The following is a 14,709-nucleotide window of genomic DNA, read 5'->3' on the forward strand; positions in this document are numbered from 1 at the left end:
TTCCAGGTGGGCAGTTCGGTGCCGTCGCGGGGCTTGCGGTAGGGCATGATCACGCCGGGGTTGCCCTGGTGGCCGCCGTCGGCCATCACCGGCCTGCCCGCGAGGCGCTCGGCGATGCCGGAGTCGCGGTAGACGGTGCAGTCGTTGCGGTTACCGGGCTGCGGGTCGCCGGTGGCGATGACCAGGCGGGTGTCGGCGTCGATGGCGACCTGCAGGTTGGTGGAGTAGCGGTGGTTCTTCGACCGTGCCGCGACGCGGTGGTCGCGGGTCGGGACCAGGGTGCCGTCGACGATGGCGACCTGGTCGATCCGCCGTTTGCGTACCGGCGCCAACGCCAGCAGCGGACCGAGGGAGTCCACCACCCGATGCGCCGCGGAGTGCGAGACCCCGAACAACGGCCCGATCTGACGCATGGTCAGGTTCGTACGCCAGTAGACCGCCACCAACAGCACCCGGTCCGGCAAGCTCAACCGCCACTGCCTACCCGGGCGGCCGTCGGCGATCGCGTCACCGCCCCGCTGGGCCACCACCCGCACCAACGTGCGGAACTGGCCGGGCTCCAACCCGGTGAACGGCGCTATCCACTCCGACCGCGACGACGAGATCACCTGCACACCCACATGATCAACCATGCCCTACGCAACACGATCACCGGGTTACGAGACATCCCTTAGGGACTGGTCGACCCGGCACCAAGATCACGCGCCAAGATCAACGGTGCTGAGCCGCCCCCGGATTCCAGCCCAGCCTGCGGCACCGACAAAACCGGCCGCGCCGAGTCGCCGGTCGAGGCGGGCCACTAGCGGCTTGACCCGGAACGTCGGCCGGCCCTTGATCTGCCCACGACGCTCCTGGCCGCGTTGCCGAGGGCCGTTCCGGCGCCTTGCCGGGAACGCCGTGGACAGGCGGAGCCGCGACCAAGCGTTCTTTGGGTCGGGCGACTAGCAGTGGGCGGTGCGGGCCGAGTCCAGGAGGGATTGGGCGACCGGGGGCGCGGCGGCGCCGTCGTTCTGCAGGCCGCCGGTGGGGGTGGGGTTGTTCTGGGCCCATTCGGCGAGCTGGTCGAGGACCTGGCGGGCGGCGGGGGAGGGCTGCAGGTGGTCGTACTTCTTGCCCAGCGCGTAGTCGACCGTGGCGTCCTGGCGCTGGTCGCGGACCAGTTCGGCGCACGGGTCGATGAGGCTCAGGGTGCGGGCGACGTTCGTGCCCTGCTGACCGAACCGGATCTGCGCGTGGCAGTCCAGTGAGCCGTTCGGGTAGAGCGAGTCGTTGCCCGGGTCGCCGATCTGGGTGAAACCGAGATCGCGCAGGGTCTCGGTGATGCCGCCCGCCAGGCGGTTCTGGCCGCTGGCGTTGACCACCCGGACCAGGGCGCCCGTCGCGGGGGCAGGCGCGGTGTGGTCGAGCGCGTCGCCGGGGAGCTGCTGGCCCAGCGTCGGGGCGGGTTGGCTCGCCGGGGCGGCGACCGCGGCGGGCGGGTCGCAGGACTGGGCGGTGGCGGCGGCGCCATCGGTTTGGATCACCCGGATCCACACGATCCCGGCGGCCAGCGCGAGCACCCCCAACAGGATGAGCGCGGGCAGTGGTCGCCGCCTGCGGTAGGCCCTCAGACCTCCGGTCGACACGCGTGGACCCTCCCTACGGACCCCATGGCCCACCCCCTGGACACGTCGGCTCCGCCCCGTTCGACCGAGCCCGCCGTCGTCGCTGTTCAGCCTATTCGTTTCGACCGGGTCCGCAGCACGGACCCGCCGGTGCTCACCAACACACCACCGGCTCGCCACCGGGACGCAACCGACGCCCGGGACTACCCCGTTTCACCCGTCCGCAACCCGGACGCGCGCGGTGGCCCCGGCCGTTGCCCGCGCCGGTGCCCCCACCGGTTCACATCGTTCCCAGAACCCATGGCATCACGGGGAAGTCCGGCGCGGCAAGCGGGTTCGCCCGGTTCGCGACACGCCGCGCACCCGGCCGCACCACGGCGGACACCCCCGGTGGGGTGACGCTGTGCGCGCGCCGGGGCGACATGGGCTACCCTCTGCCCGCTCCAGTCACCGAAGACGCCCTGCGGAATCGATTCCGAGGGGCGGGCGGCCTGCGAGAGCACCGTCACTCGGGTGGCGGGCACAAACCGGGGCGCTGGAACGTTGTCCAGCGGCACGATCCACATCCTGAAGGACCGCAGGGGTGAAATAGATGGCGACCGACTACGACGCACCACGGCGCAGCGAGGCCGACGATCTGGCCGAGGACTCCCTCGAGGAGCTCAAGGCGCGCCGCAACGAGAACCAGTCCGGTGTCGTGGACGTCGATGAGACCGACACGGCGGAGAGCTTCGAGCTTCCCGGCGCAGACCTGTCGGCGTTGTCCGGCGAAGACCTGACCGTGCGCGTGGTGCCCAAGCAGGCGGACGAGTTCACCTGCTCGAAGTGCTTCCTCGTGCACCACCGGAGCAGGCTCGCCGAGGACAACGGCGGCGTGCTGGTCTGCCGCGACTGCGCGTGACGCCCGGCCCGGAGTCGGGCGGGGCATCCGGGGAGACGGGCCGAGGCTGGGGAACAGCCGGGTCGCCCACCAACGGGCACCCGGCTGTTGCTGTACCCGGGGCCGGTCACGCCACCCGGCTACTCGGGTTCACCCGGGACTGACGGCGCGGGCCTGGCCGCGGCGATCGCCTCGACCACCCGCTCCGGGTGGCGGGTGCTGAACACCCAGTACGGGGTCGGGTCGTCGGGGTCGACGACCAGGACCCGGATCAGCGGCCGCACCCAGCCGCGGTGCAGCAGGAAGGCGGCCGGGTCCAGGTTCGGGCCGAGCACCCGGCGCTTGTCCTTCTCACCGAACACCTCGACCGGACCGGCGAACTCCAGCGGCAGCGCCGCGTCGGCCACCCGCAGTTCGCCCCCGGCGACCTCGACCCTGGTCGTCCCGGCCCGCCAGATCAGCAGCAGGGTCAGCGGGATGATCAGCACGTACGGCAGCCAGGCCCGCACCCCCGGGTAACCCATGTGGATCTCGGCGGCCAGCAGCCCCGCGGCGACCAGCGGCAGCGGCCACCAGTACCAGGTGACGTAGAGCCGTTCGCGGAAGGTCGCGCCGGGGCGGGAGCCTGCGGTGTCGGTCACGGGCCCAGGGTAGTCTCGCCGCTCGTGCCCAGCGTGGAGGTCCTGCTCACCCGACTGGACCCCGGTGTGCCCGTCCCCGCCTACGCCAGGCCGGGCGACGCCGGGGCGGATCTGGTCACCACGTCCGACGTGGTCATCGCGCCGGGGGAACGGGTCGTGGTCGGCACCGGGATCGCGATCGCGCTGCCGGAGGGCTACGCGGGCTTCGTGCACCCCCGGTCCGGGCTGGCCGCCAGGGTGGGGCTGAGCGTGGTCAACACACCGGGCACGATCGACGCGGGCTACCGCGGCGAGATCAGGATCTGTTTGATCAACCACGACCCGCGCGGGACCATCGCGCTGCACCGGGGCGACCGGATCGCGCAACTGGTGGTCCAGCGGGTCGAGCACGCCGTGTTCCGCGAGGTCGCCGAGCTGGACCAGACCCAGCGCGGCGCGGGCGGGTACGGGTCGACCGGGGGCCACCGGGCGCTCACCGGGGCGGCGGGGTCGGGAAACGCGACGGAGGACTAGTGGGACTGTTCGGGCGCGGGCGACGCAAGCGCGACGACGAGGTCGAGGTCGGCGCCATCACCGGCGACGACGACGCGGACCTGCCGGTCCCGGTCGACGCGCCGGACGGCCCCTACGACGAGGCGGACGCCCCCGACGACGACTTCCCCCGGCTGGACCTGGGCTCGGTGCGCATCCCGGTGCCCGACGGCGCCCAGTTGCAGGTGGAGATGGACCCGGCGGGCCCGGTCCGCGCGGTGCACGTGCTGACCCCGATCGGCCAGGTCACCCTGAACGCCTACGCCGCGCCCCGCTCGGGCGGGCTGTGGCGGGAGGTGTGCGGCGAGCTCGCCGAGCAGTTGCGCGCCGACGGCGCCCAGGTCCGCAGCCACGCCGGTGACTGGGGCCAAGAGCTCGGTGCCCGCCTCGGCGAGATGACCCTGCGCTTCATCGGCGTCGACGGCCCGCGCTGGATGCTGCGCGGCGTCGTGGCGGGCCCCCCGGAGCTGGCCGACACGAGTGCCGACGCCCTGCGGCAGTTGGTGCGCAACACGGTCGTGGTCCGCGGCACCCAGCCGATGCCGGTCCGCACCCCCCTCCAGATCGACCTCCCCCAAGCCATCGCAGAGCACATCGCCGCTCAAAACGAGCAGGGTCAGTAATCACCGGCTGGTGAACCGGGCGCGCAGCCAGGCGAGGACGGTTGCGCGTCCGAGTGCTTCCCGGTCGGCGCCGACCGTGGCCAGGGTGGTGGTGCCCAGTCGGGCGTTGGGCAGGGCGTCGACCCAGGCTTGTGCGACCTCGGCGGGGTGGATCGGGTCGTCCGTGCAGCAGGCCACGCCCGCGGGCACGTCGATCCGGGCCAGTTCGTCCAGGGTTGGTCCCGGTTCGGTCGAGGCCGTGTCCAGTGAATCCGGCAGGTTCTCGCCATGGGCGGGCCACGATCGGGTGAGTTCGGCGGCCAGCCAGGGGGCGACCCCGGCGACGGCGGACGCCAACGCGGCCGAGGTACCCCTGGCGCGCACGTCGGCGGCGCTGTGCCGGGCCGCCAGCGCGGCGGGAGCGGCCCCGGGATCCCCGGTCCACGCGGGAAGGGCAACCAGCAAGCCGACACACCTGTTCGGGTGGTTCGCCGCCCAGCGCGCCGCCACCTGCGCACCCAGTGAGATCCCGCCGACCAGCACCGGCCCGCTCGTCTCGTCCAGCGCCGCGAAAGCCGCCCTGACCAGGTCTTTTCCCGGATTCGGGCGAGGCGTGCGCAGTGGGATTCCCACGGCGGAAAGTGGTCCGGCGAACACCGACCGGACGAACGCGTCATCGGACCCGGTACCCGGGAGAAGTACCGCCATTAGCTGCTCCGTCACACTCACGCCTTGATCCTTGTCCAGGTGCCACCCGGCGCGGTTACGCTGATTCCGCATGGGCCGCTTGAGAAGTCGGGGATGGCGGCCCCCACACCGGGAGACTGCGCTATGGGCACCAAGGGGGACGGCTATTGGCACCGTCTCGTCAAGCGGCTCACCACTGACGTCGATCAGCTCGACGCGGACGACCTGTCGTCGCACGCGGAGGCGCAGGGCGCCCAGAAGGCCTGTGACTGCCGGGGTGGCCAGGAGGTCACCGTCTTCGGCAGGTTACGCAGTGTCGAACTGAGCCCGCGGGACGCGGCGGCGACGCTGGAGGCGGAGCTGTTCGACGGGACCGACGGGGTGACACTAGTGTGGCTCGGGCGCCGCCGTATCCCGGGCATCGAACCTGGCCGGACCGTCAAGGCCCAGGGCAGGATCGCGGTCAGGGACGGGCGCAAGGTGCTGTACAACCCGTACTACGAGCTGCAGACGACGGCTCCCTGACCGAAACCCGGTGCCATGACCAACCCGGCCGCCGACGTGAACGGGTCGGGCGACCCCGACCGCGGTGACACCTCGATCGACGAGACCGACGAGATCGACGAGCAGGACCAGTCCGCCGAGAAGCCGGAACCCACGCTGCTCGAGCAGATGGGCGGCGTCAGCGGCCTCGTCTACTCGTCGGTGCCGGTGCTGGTGTTCGTGCTGGCGAACGCGCTGGGCAACCTCACCATCGGGATCTGGAGCGCCCTGGGCAGCGCGGTGGCGATCACCGTGATCCGGCTGGTCCGCAAGGAGCCGCTGCAACCGGCGATCTCCGGGTTCTTCGGGGTGGCGATCGCCGCGTTCATCGCCTACCAGACCGGGTCCGCGAAGGGGTTCTTCCTCTTCGGCATCTGGACCAGCCTGGTGTACGGCGGCGCGTTCCTGGTGTCCATCCTGGTGCGCTGGCCGCTGGTCGGCGTGATCTGGTCGGCGCTCAACGGGTACGGGCAGGGCTGGCGGCAGGACAAGCGGTCCGTCGCGGCCTACGACCTGGCCACGGCGACCTTCGTGCTGATCTTCGCCGCCCGGTTCGTGGTGCAGAAGTGGCTCTACGACTCGGACCTGACCGGCTGGCTGGCCTTTGCCCGGCTGGCGATGGGCTACCCGCTGTTCGCGCTGGCGCTGGTGGTCACCGTGTGGGCGGTGCGCCGGGCCCAGGTGCGGCAGAAGGAGCTGGAGGAGGCCGAGGCGGTCGACGACGACGCCGTCGAGGCGGCCCTGCGCGCCAAGTACAGCGGCGACCGCCCGGACTGATCGGACAGTCTCAAGCGGAAAGGGGCCGACCCGGCGCGGGTCGGCCCCTTCCGCGTTGTGGAGCGTCAGTGGCCGAGGGCCTTGCGGATCTCGTCGTCCACGTTCGCCGAGGCGACGAACAGCAGCTCGTCCATCCCCTCCAGCGGGTCGTCCGGCTGCGGCACGATCACCCGGCCGCCGCGCAGGATGGTCACCAGGGCGGCGTCGCGGGGCAGCTTGACGTCGCGCACCGGGCGCCCGGCCCACGGCGTGTCGGCGGGCAGCGTCATCTCCACCAGGTTGGCCTGCCCCTGGCGCAGCGTCAGCAACTGCACCAGCCCGCCGACGCTCACCGCCTCCTCGACCATGGCGGCCAGCACGCGCGGGGTGGAGACGGCGACGTCAACACCCCAGCCATCGGTGAACAGCCACTCGTTCGTCGGGTCGTTGACCCTGGCGACCACCCTGCGCACCGCGAACACCGTCTTGGCCAGCAGCGACACCACCAGGTTGACCTTGTCGTCGCCGGTGGCGGCGATGACCACGTCGCACAACTGCAGGCCCGCGTCCTCCAGCGAGGCCAGCTCGCAGGCGTCGGCGAGCACCCACTCGGCCTGCTCGACGGTGTGCGGCTCGAACTGCCGGGAGTCCCGCTCGATCAGCATGACCTGGTGGTCGCCGCCGACCAGTTCCGCGGCGATGGAGCGGCCTACCGCGCCCGCTCCGGCGATGGCGACGCGCATCAGTTGTTCTCCTCGGGTGCCTGGGCGGCGGCGGCCGTGACGTCGCTGAGGGTGCCGGACAGGGCCGCCACGTAGACCTGGTCGTCGGACTGGATCACCGTCTTCGCGGTGGGCAGCACGCCGGTGCCGAACCGCATGATGAACGCGACCCGGCCGCCCGTCGCGGCCTGGAACTCCTTGATCGGGTGCCCGATCCAGCCCTCGTGGAACGGCACCGGCAGCACCGCGACCTTGCCCGTCGGGTCCCGCCACGCGGACGAGACGCCGTCCGGCAGCAGGGTGCGCAGCAGCCGGTCGGTCGTCCACGGCACGGTGGCCACGGTCGGGATGCCCAACCGCTCGTACACCTCGGCCCGCTTGGGGTCGTAGATGCGCGCCACCACGTGCTCGACGCCGAAGGTCTCCCGCGCCACCCGAGCCGAGATGATGTTGGAGTTGTCCCCGCTGGACACCGCCGCGAACGCGCCCGCGCGCTCGATCCCCGCCCCGACGAGCACCTGGCGGTCGAACCCGGCGCCGACGACCTGCTGGCCGTGGAAGTCCGCGCCGAGCCTGCGGAAGGCCTGCGCGTCCTTGTCGATCACCGCGACGGTGTGGTCGAGCCGCTCCAGCGCCGCGGCCATCATGGCCCCGACCCGGCCGCAGCCCATGATCACCACGTGCACGACTCCCCGCCTCCTCGTGTGCGCGTGCCTGATCGGCGACCCGATCGGCACCTGACCGACACCGCCGATGGTGCCCGATCGTGGAGGAACCTACCGGTGGCGGGCTCGGTTCGGTGACGTGACCGCCTACGCTGTGCGTCCGTGTCCAAGTTCTCCACGGCGGCGAAACGACTCGTGGTCGGGCGGCCGTTCCGCAGCGACCGCCTCGCGCACACGCTGCTGCCCAAGCGCATCGCGCTGCCGGTGTTCGCCTCCGACGCCATGTCGTCGGTCGCCTACGCCCCTGAAGAGATCTTCCTCGTGCTGTCGGTCGCCGGGTTCTCGGCGTACGCCATCGCCCCCTGGATCGGGGTGGTCGTGGTCCTGGTCATGCTCACCGTGGTGGCCAGCTACCGGCAGAACGTCCGCGCCTACCCCTCCGGCGGCGGTGACTACGAGGTCGCCACAGTCAATCTGGGCAAGCCCGCGGGGCTGACCGTGGCCAGCGCGCTGCTGGTGGACTATGTGCTCACCGTGGCGGTGTCCATTTCGTCCGCCGCGGCGAACATCGGGGCCGCGGTCCCGTTCGTGGCCACGCACAAGGCGGAGTTCGCGGTCATCGCGATCGTGGTGCTGACCGCGATCAACCTGCGCGGCATCCGCGAGTCCGGTGCCGCGTTCGCCGTCCCCACCTACGCGTTCATGGTCGGCATCGTCATCATGATCGTGTTCGGCCTGTTCCGCTGGGCGGTCCTCGGTGACGACCTGCGGGCGGAGAGCGCGGGCTTCCACATCACCGCCGAGCACGGCGACCTGGCCGGTCTCGCGCTGGTGTTCCTGGTGCTGCGCGCGTTCTCCTCCGGCTGCGCCGCGCTGACCGGTGTGGAGGCGATCAGCAACGGCGTCCCGGCGTTCCGCAAGCCCAAGTCGAAGAACGCGGCGACCACGCTGCTGCTGATGGGCCTGATCGCGGTCACCATGCTGATGGGCCTGATCGTGCTGGCCGAGGTCACCGGGGTGCGCATCGCCGAGGACCCGGCCACCCAACTGGTCGGCGCGCCCGCGGGCTACGAGCAGAAGACGATGGTCGCCCAGATCGCGGCGGCGGTGTTCCACGGCTTCCCGGTCGGCTTCTACTTCATCACCTCGGTCACCGCGCTGATCCTGGTGCTGGCCGCGAACACCGCGTTCAACGGGTTCCCGGTGCTCGGGTCCATCCTGGCCCAGGACCGGTACCTGCCCCGCCAGTTGCACACCCGCGGCGACCGGCTGGCCTTCTCCAACGGCATCATCGGCCTGGCCGGGTTCGCCATCGTGCTGGTCATCGCGTTCGACGCCGAGGTGACCCGGCTGATCCAGCTCTACATCGTCGGCGTGTTCGTGTCCTTCACGATGAGCCAGACCGGCATGATCCGGCACTGGAACCGGCACCTGGCCACCGAGACCAACCCGGCCGAACGGCGCAGGATGCGCCGGTCGCAGGCGATCAACGCGTTCGGCCTGGCGATGACCGGCTCGGTGCTGGTGGTGGTGTTGATCACCAAGTTCCTGCTGGGCGCCTGGATCGCGATCGCCGCCATGGCCGGGCTCTACCTGCTGATGACGGGCATCCGCAAGCACTACGACCGGGTGGCCGACGAGTTGGCCAGGGCCGACGGGTCCGGCGCGTTCGTGCTGCCGTCGCGGGTGCACGCCGTGGTGCTGGTGTCCAAGTTGCACCTGCCGACCCGCCGCGCGCTGGCGTACGCGAAGGCGACCCGGCCGGACGTGCTGGAGGCCATCACCGTCAACGTGGACGATGTGGACACGAAGCGGCTGGTGGACGAGTGGGACCGGGAGGGCTTCTCGATCCCGCTGAAGGTCATCGAGTCGCCTTACCGGGAGATCACCAAGCCCGTGCTGGATTACGTCCGGCGGGTCCGTTCGGACAACCCGCGCGACGTGGTCACCGTGTTCATCCCGGAGTACGTGGTGGGCCGGTGGTGGGAACAGGTCCTGCACAACCAGAGCGCGCTGCGGCTCAAGGGCAGGCTGCTGTTCCAGCCCGGCGTGATGGTGACGAGCGTGCCGTGGCAGTTGGAGTCGTCGGAGAAGGTGGCCGAGCGGGACGTGGTGGCCCCCGGCGCCATCCGGCGCGGCCTCACGACCAGGAGCAAGGAAAACCAGAAGTGATGGACTGGACCGGGCAACGGTACGAGGTCGAGGTCGGCACCGTCGCCCACGGCGGCCACTGCGTCGCGCGCGCCGAAGGCCGTGTCGTGTTCGTGCGGCACGCGCTACCGGGCGAGCGTGTCGTCGTCGAGATCACCGAGGACAGGGGCGGCTCGTTCTGCCGGGGAGACGCGATCGAGGTGCTGGAGGCCTCACCGGAGCGGGTGGAGCCACCGTGCCCGTTGGCGGCGCCGGGTGGCTGTGGTGGTTGCGACTGGCAGCACGCGTCGGCCGAGGAACAACGGCGGCTCAAGGCTTTTGTCGTCGCCGAGCAGTTGGACCGGTTGGCCGGGATTGACTGGGATGTCGAGGTCGAGGAGCTCGCGGGCGGGCTCGTGCACTGGCGCACACGTACCCGCTTGGCCGTGGACCGCTCCGGTCAGGTCGGGTTCCGCGCGCACCGCAGCCACCGGGTCGTGCCGGTCGACGAGTGCGTGATCGCCGCGCCGGGCACGGTCGACGTGCTGGTGGGTCGCGAGTGGACCCCGGAGGCCGAGGTGGACGTGTCCGTTGACGCGACGGGGCGAACCCACGCCAGTGAGCTGATACCGGACCGCGGTCGACTCCGCAGTGGCAAACCGGTGCTCCGCCCGCACCGCGTGCTGGGCGCGCCGGTCGCGCGGGAGCAGGCGGCGCGTCGCGAGTGGAAGCTGGCGGCCCACGGCTTCTGGCAGGTCCACCCCGACGCGGCCGACGTCCTCGCCGAGGTCGTCGCCGACTGGTCCGCGCTGACCCCCGGTCAGACCGCTTGGGACCTCTACGCAGGGGTCGGGTTGTTCGCCGCCGTGCTGGCCGACCAGGTAGGACCGTCCGGGACTGTTGTCGCTGTCGAGTCATCCCGGCAGGCGGCGGAAGACGGCGCGGACAACCTGGCCGACCTGCCACAGGTGCGGGTGTTCGCGGGCAAGGTCGAACACGTGCTCGCCGACGGCGGCCTACCCACCCCGGACGTCGTCGTGCTCGACCCGCCGCGCAAGGGGGCGGGCGGAGCCGTGGTCGACGCGATCGCGGCGTTGGAGCCCGCCCGCATCGTCTACGTCGCTTGTGACCCGGCCGCTCTTGCGCGCGACGTGGCGAAGTTCGAAGGCCACGGCTACACCCTCAACGCCCTAAGGGCTTTCGACACCTTCCCCATGACCCACCACGTGGAGTGCGTCGCGCTCTTGGAACGTTGAGGCTTACTGGCCTGGCCGAGTGTCGTTGTCCGCGTGCCGTTGGGGGGCTGGGTACGGCCCAGTCCCCGGCGGCCGGTACGGCCCGGACGAGTGCCTGCCCGGACCAACGGACGGCGGCGGGTTCTCCCACGGCGGCGGTGGGGCGGCGTGCCTGCCGCTGTGCTGCGGCTCGACACCGGGCTGACCCGGGCGCGGTGGGCCGGGCTGGCGCAGCGGTCCGGTGCCGGTGTGGTTCGGCTGCGGTCCAGCCGGTACCGGTCCAGGCGGTGCCTGTCCGGTTGGCAGGGGGATGCCGTGTGGTGGCGTGCCCGCGGCCTGGGTCTCCGGGGGAACGGCGGGGGGCATGCCCGCGCGGGCGCGGAACCAGTCCGGGATGAACTCCTCCGAGCGGGGGAAGTTCCGCAGCTCGTCGACGAAGCCGATCGGCGGCGGGACCCGCCGCCAGGCCGGTTCCAGGTCGGGTTCGAACTCGCAGGTGAAGGTGCCGGGCGGTTCGATCTCGTAGCTCGCGCCGATCCAGGTGCCGCGGCCGGGCCGGTACATGCCCGCGCGGAGCCGGGCCAGGCCGTCGACGACCTCGGCGGGCGGGCGGATCGGGTGCTCGGTGCCGTCCGGACCGGTGACCACGACGTCGACCTCGACGTGCCTGCCGACCGAGCGGTACTCGGCGCGCAGCCGCCGCCAGCCCGGGTTCGTGGCGCGGACCATCGCCCGGCCGACCGCCTTGGTCAGCCGGTCCAGTTCGGTGGGCTCGACGACGGTGTTCGGCTCGGTGGTGTTCGGCTCGGTCACCGGCCGCCCCCGCCGCGTACCCCGGTCGTGGGTCGCCGTCCCCGGTCGACCACTGTCGGCAACGACACAGCTCGCCACCCCACTACGCGCTCCCCCTGCTCATCCCCCGACGTGCCGCGACCTTACCCAATCGAGCGCATCGATTCGGCCCGGTCCAGCGGGAACGCCGGTGCGCCGTAACCCGGACGGGTGATCATGGGCGGCGCTTCGGCGGCCGATACCGGCAGCCGGGTGCACCAACGCGCTCGTAGACTGGCCGGACGACCCGCGTCTGCCAGCCCGATCCCCAATCCACTGGCCCACCACCAGGACGAGGTGACCACGCGTGACCCTGCTGGACTCCGTGCACGGACCGGCCGATCTCCGGCGGATGACCCACGAGGAACTCGACCTGCTGGCGGAGGAGATCCGGGCCTTCCTGGTGGACAAGGTCACCCGGACCGGCGGGCACCTCGGGCCGAACCTGGGCGTGGTGGAGCTCACCATCGCGCTGCACCGGGTGTTCGACTCCCCGCAGGACGAGCTGGTCTACGACGTCGGCCACCAGGGGTACGTGCACAAGATCCTCACCGGCCGCCGGGACGGGTTCGACCACCTGCGCCAGCAGGACGGCATCTCCGGCTACCCGTGCCGCGCGGAGAGCGAGCACGACCTGGTGGAGAACAGCCACGCCTCCACCGCGCTCTCTTACGCCGACGGCCTGGCCAAGGCGCACCAGTTGCGCGGCGAGAAGCGGACCGTGGTCGCGGTCGTCGGCGACGGCGCGCTGACCGGCGGCATGTGCTGGGAGGCGCTGAACAACATCGCGGCCGGGACGGACCGGCCGGTCGTGATCGTGGTCAACGACAACGGCCGCTCGTACTCGCCCACCATCGGTGGTCTGGCCGACCACCTCGCCACGCTGCGGCTGCGCCCCGGTTACGAGCGCGCGCTGGAGGGCGGCAAACGGGTCCTGCAGGGCACCCCGGTGGTCGGCAAGCCGCTTTACGCGGCGCTGCACGCGGCCAAACGCGGCATCAAGGACGCGTTGAGCCCGCAGGCGATGTTCGAGGACCTCGGCCTGAAGTACCTCGGCCCGGTCGACGGGCACGACCTGGAGTCGCTGGAGGCGGCGCTGCGCCGGGCCAAGGACTTCGGCGGCCCGGTGATCGTGCACGCGGTGACCCGCAAGGGCAACGGCTACCCGCTGGCCGAGAACGACGTGCTCGACCAGATGCACCAGACCGACCCGATCGACCCGGTCACCGGCAAGCCGCGCAAGTCCAAGGGCACCGTGTGGACGTCGGTGTTCGCCGAGGAGCTGGCCGCGATCGGCGCCGAGCGCGAGGACGTGGTGGCCATCACCGCGGCGATGCTGCGCTCCACCGGGCTGGCCCCGTTCGCCGAGCGGTTCCCGGGCCGCTGCTTCGACGTCGGCATCGCCGAGCAGCACGCCATCACCTCGGCGGCGGGCATGGCGATGGCCGGGCTGCACCCGGTGGTCGCGATCTACTCGACGTTCCTCAACCGCGCGTTCGACCAGATGCTGATGGACGTCGCCCTGCACAAACAGCCGGTGACGGTCGTCCTGGACCGCGCGGGCATCACCGGCCCGGACGGCGCCAGCCACCACGGCATGTGGGACCTGTCGATCCTGGGCGTCATCCCGGGTATCCGGATCGCCGCCCCGCGCGATGCGACGACCCTGCGCGAGGAGCTGCGCGAGGCGGTCGCGATCGACGACGGCCCGTCGGTGCTGCGGTTCCCGAAGGCCACCGTCGGCGAGGACATCACGGCGGTCGAGCGGATCGGCGTTGTCGACGTGCTGCGCCGCGACCCGAGCCAGGACGTGCTGCTGGTGACCGTCGGCTCGTTCGCCGCGCTGGGCATCGCCGCCGCCGAGCGGTTGGCCGACCAGGGCATCGGGGTGACGGTCGTCGACCCGCGCTGGGTGACCCCGGTGCCGGGCGAGCTGGCCAGGCTGGCCGCCGAGCACCGGCTCGTGGTGACCGTCGAGGACAGCGGCCGCCACGGCGGTTTCGGTTGGTCGCTCGCCGCCGCGTTGCGCGACGCCGACGTGGACGTCCCGCTGCGCGATCTGGGCATCCCCAACGAGTTCCACGCGCAGGGCAGTCGGGACGAGGTCCTGGTCCGGCTCGGCCTGACCGCCCAGCACATCGCCCGCCGGGTCACCGGGTGGGCATCGGACCTGATCATCGGGGCGCGGCAGCCCGCGGTGGACCGGGCCTAATCGATTTTTTGGGTTGACCCGTAGCGGAGCCGCGCGGTCTGGCGGTCGTAGTCGTCTCGTTCGGCTCGGTCCAGGGCGCGCGGCTTCGCCAGTTGCGCCGCCTTCCAGTAGAGCTCGCAGCCCCATTCGAGCAGCAGGGTGCGGTGCGTGGCGGTCTCCAGGTCGGCGCCGTGGGTGATGCCGCCGTGGTTGGCCATCAGCGCCGCCGTGTGTCCTTCGAGGACGTCCAGGACGGCGTCGGCCAACTCCGGCGTGCCGAAGGTGCGGTAGGGCGCTACGGGCACGGTCCCGCCCAACTCGACGAGTTGGTAGTGCACACACGGTAGTTCGTCGAGCACCAGCGACAGCGCTGTCGCCATCGGCGCGTGCGTGTGCACCACCGCGCCCGCTCTAAACCGCCGGTAGATACCCAAGTGCAGGTCGAGTTCCGAGGTGGGCGCCAGCGAGCCCTCGACGACCTCACCCCGCTGGTCGATCACGGTGATGTGCTCGGCGCGCAGGTCGGCCAACCGGGCCCCGGTGGGGGTGATCGCGACCAGGTCGCCCTGCCGGGCGCTGAGGTTCCCCGCGGTGCCCAGGACCAGGCCCTCGGCGGCCAGGAGGCGGGACTGGGCGGCCACCTGTTCGCGCAACGACCGCAGCATCATGGGGTGATCATGCCCGACCGGCG

The 14,709-nt window shown here is 71.7% G+C and carries 16 protein-coding genes; 8 read left to right on the forward strand and 8 right to left on the reverse strand.

What is annotated here, in order from left to right; all coding sequences use genetic code 11:
• A partial coding sequence (locus H504_RS0123030) for a transposase family protein (protein ID WP_157440594.1) occupies nucleotides 1-614 on the reverse strand: 614 nt, incomplete at its 3' end.
• A 327-nt stretch (nucleotides 615-941) separates the two neighbouring features.
• On the reverse strand, nucleotides 942-1,625 hold the full coding sequence (cei, locus tag H504_RS0123035; protein WP_051386169.1) for an envelope integrity protein Cei: 684 nt from the start codon (nucleotides 1,623-1,625) through the stop codon (nucleotides 942-944).
• 571 nt (nucleotides 1,626-2,196) lie between these two features.
• Here cei and H504_RS0123040 point away from each other — a divergent pair.
• Nucleotides 2,197-2,505 (forward strand): DUF4193 domain-containing protein, encoded by a 309-nt coding sequence (locus tag H504_RS0123040; RefSeq protein ID WP_026424698.1) that lies wholly within the window; start codon nucleotides 2,197-2,199, stop codon nucleotides 2,503-2,505.
• 119 nt (nucleotides 2,506-2,624) lie between these two features.
• On the opposite strand, the gene H504_RS36560 is transcribed toward H504_RS0123040, so the two are convergent.
• A complete protein-coding gene (locus H504_RS36560; RefSeq protein WP_035305563.1) occupies nucleotides 2,625-3,125 on the reverse strand; it encodes a DUF3093 domain-containing protein in 501 nt (166 codons plus the stop codon).
• A gap of 24 nt (nucleotides 3,126-3,149) precedes the next feature.
• Between H504_RS36560 and dut the strand changes: the two genes are divergently transcribed.
• Both dut and H504_RS0123055 read left to right on the forward strand, forming a co-directional pair.
• Nucleotides 3,150-3,638 (forward strand): dUTP diphosphatase, encoded by a 489-nt coding sequence (gene dut / locus H504_RS0123050; protein WP_026424699.1) that lies wholly within the window; start codon nucleotides 3,150-3,152, stop codon nucleotides 3,636-3,638.
• Nucleotides 3,638-4,279 carry a DUF3710 domain-containing protein gene (locus H504_RS0123055; RefSeq protein WP_026424700.1) on the forward strand — a complete coding sequence of 214 codons (642 nt, stop codon included), beginning with the start codon at nucleotides 3,638-3,640 and terminating at the stop codon, nucleotides 4,277-4,279. Before dut ends, H504_RS0123055 begins: the two co-directional genes overlap by 1 nt.
• Here the strand turns inward: H504_RS0123055 and H504_RS0123060 are convergent, their stop codons facing one another.
• Nucleotides 4,280-4,987 (reverse strand): alpha/beta fold hydrolase, encoded by a 708-nt coding sequence (locus H504_RS0123060; protein WP_026424701.1) that lies wholly within the window; start codon nucleotides 4,985-4,987, stop codon nucleotides 4,280-4,282.
• 102 nt (nucleotides 4,988-5,089) lie between these two features.
• Here H504_RS0123060 and H504_RS0123065 point away from each other — a divergent pair, with 102 nt between their 5' ends.
• Both H504_RS0123065 and H504_RS0123070 read left to right on the forward strand, forming a co-directional pair.
• A complete protein-coding gene (locus tag H504_RS0123065; RefSeq protein WP_026424702.1) occupies nucleotides 5,090-5,470 on the forward strand; it encodes an OB-fold nucleic acid binding domain-containing protein in 381 nt (126 codons plus the stop codon).
• 15 nt (nucleotides 5,471-5,485) lie between these two features.
• The gene (locus tag H504_RS0123070; protein ID WP_084468074.1) at nucleotides 5,486-6,265 is read left to right on the forward strand and encodes a DUF3159 domain-containing protein; all 780 of its coding nucleotides are present in this window, start codon (nucleotides 5,486-5,488) and stop codon (nucleotides 6,263-6,265) included.
• 65 nt (nucleotides 6,266-6,330) lie between these two features.
• Here H504_RS0123070 and H504_RS0123075 read toward each other — a convergent pair whose 3' ends face one another.
• Entirely contained in the window at nucleotides 6,331-6,987 is a 657-nt protein-coding gene (locus H504_RS0123075; RefSeq protein ID WP_026424704.1) for a potassium channel family protein, read from the reverse strand.
• A complete protein-coding gene (locus H504_RS0123080; RefSeq protein WP_026424705.1) occupies nucleotides 6,987-7,652 on the reverse strand; it encodes an NAD-binding protein in 666 nt (221 codons plus the stop codon). The genes H504_RS0123075 and H504_RS0123080 overlap by 1 nt, the downstream gene beginning before the upstream one ends.
• A 141-nt stretch (nucleotides 7,653-7,793) precedes the next feature.
• On the opposite strand from H504_RS0123080, the gene H504_RS0123085 reads away from it, so the two are divergent.
• Both H504_RS0123085 and H504_RS0123090 read left to right on the forward strand, forming a co-directional pair.
• Nucleotides 7,794-9,803 carry an APC family permease gene (locus H504_RS0123085; RefSeq protein ID WP_026424706.1) on the forward strand — a complete coding sequence of 670 codons (2,010 nt, stop codon included), beginning with the start codon at nucleotides 7,794-7,796 and terminating at the stop codon, nucleotides 9,801-9,803.
• On the forward strand, nucleotides 9,803-11,017 hold the full coding sequence (locus H504_RS0123090; protein ID WP_035305567.1) for a class I SAM-dependent RNA methyltransferase: 1,215 nt from the start codon (nucleotides 9,803-9,805) through the stop codon (nucleotides 11,015-11,017). The genes H504_RS0123085 and H504_RS0123090 overlap by 1 nt, the downstream gene beginning before the upstream one ends.
• 3 nt (nucleotides 11,018-11,020) lie before the next feature.
• Here the strand turns inward: H504_RS0123090 and H504_RS38970 are convergent, their stop codons facing one another.
• Nucleotides 11,021-11,809: an aldo-keto reductase family protein gene (locus H504_RS38970; protein WP_051386170.1), complete on the reverse strand. Its 789-nt coding sequence runs from the start codon at nucleotides 11,807-11,809 to the stop codon at nucleotides 11,021-11,023.
• 325 nt (nucleotides 11,810-12,134) lie between these two features.
• Between H504_RS38970 and dxs the strand changes: the two genes are divergently transcribed.
• Nucleotides 12,135-14,039 carry a 1-deoxy-D-xylulose-5-phosphate synthase gene (gene dxs, locus H504_RS0123100; RefSeq protein WP_026424708.1) on the forward strand — a complete coding sequence of 635 codons (1,905 nt, stop codon included), beginning with the start codon at nucleotides 12,135-12,137 and terminating at the stop codon, nucleotides 14,037-14,039.
• Here the strand turns inward: dxs and H504_RS0123105 are convergent.
• Nucleotides 14,036-14,686, reverse strand: coding sequence for a class II aldolase/adducin family protein (locus H504_RS0123105; RefSeq protein ID WP_026424709.1), 651 nt, complete (start codon nucleotides 14,684-14,686; stop codon nucleotides 14,036-14,038). The genes dxs and H504_RS0123105 overlap by 4 nt on opposite strands.
• Nucleotides 14,687-14,709 lie beyond the last annotated feature (23 nt).

This window comes from Actinokineospora inagensis DSM 44258 (assembly GCF_000482865.1).
In the GTDB taxonomy this organism is placed as follows: domain Bacteria; phylum Actinomycetota; class Actinomycetes; order Mycobacteriales; family Pseudonocardiaceae; genus Actinokineospora; species Actinokineospora inagensis.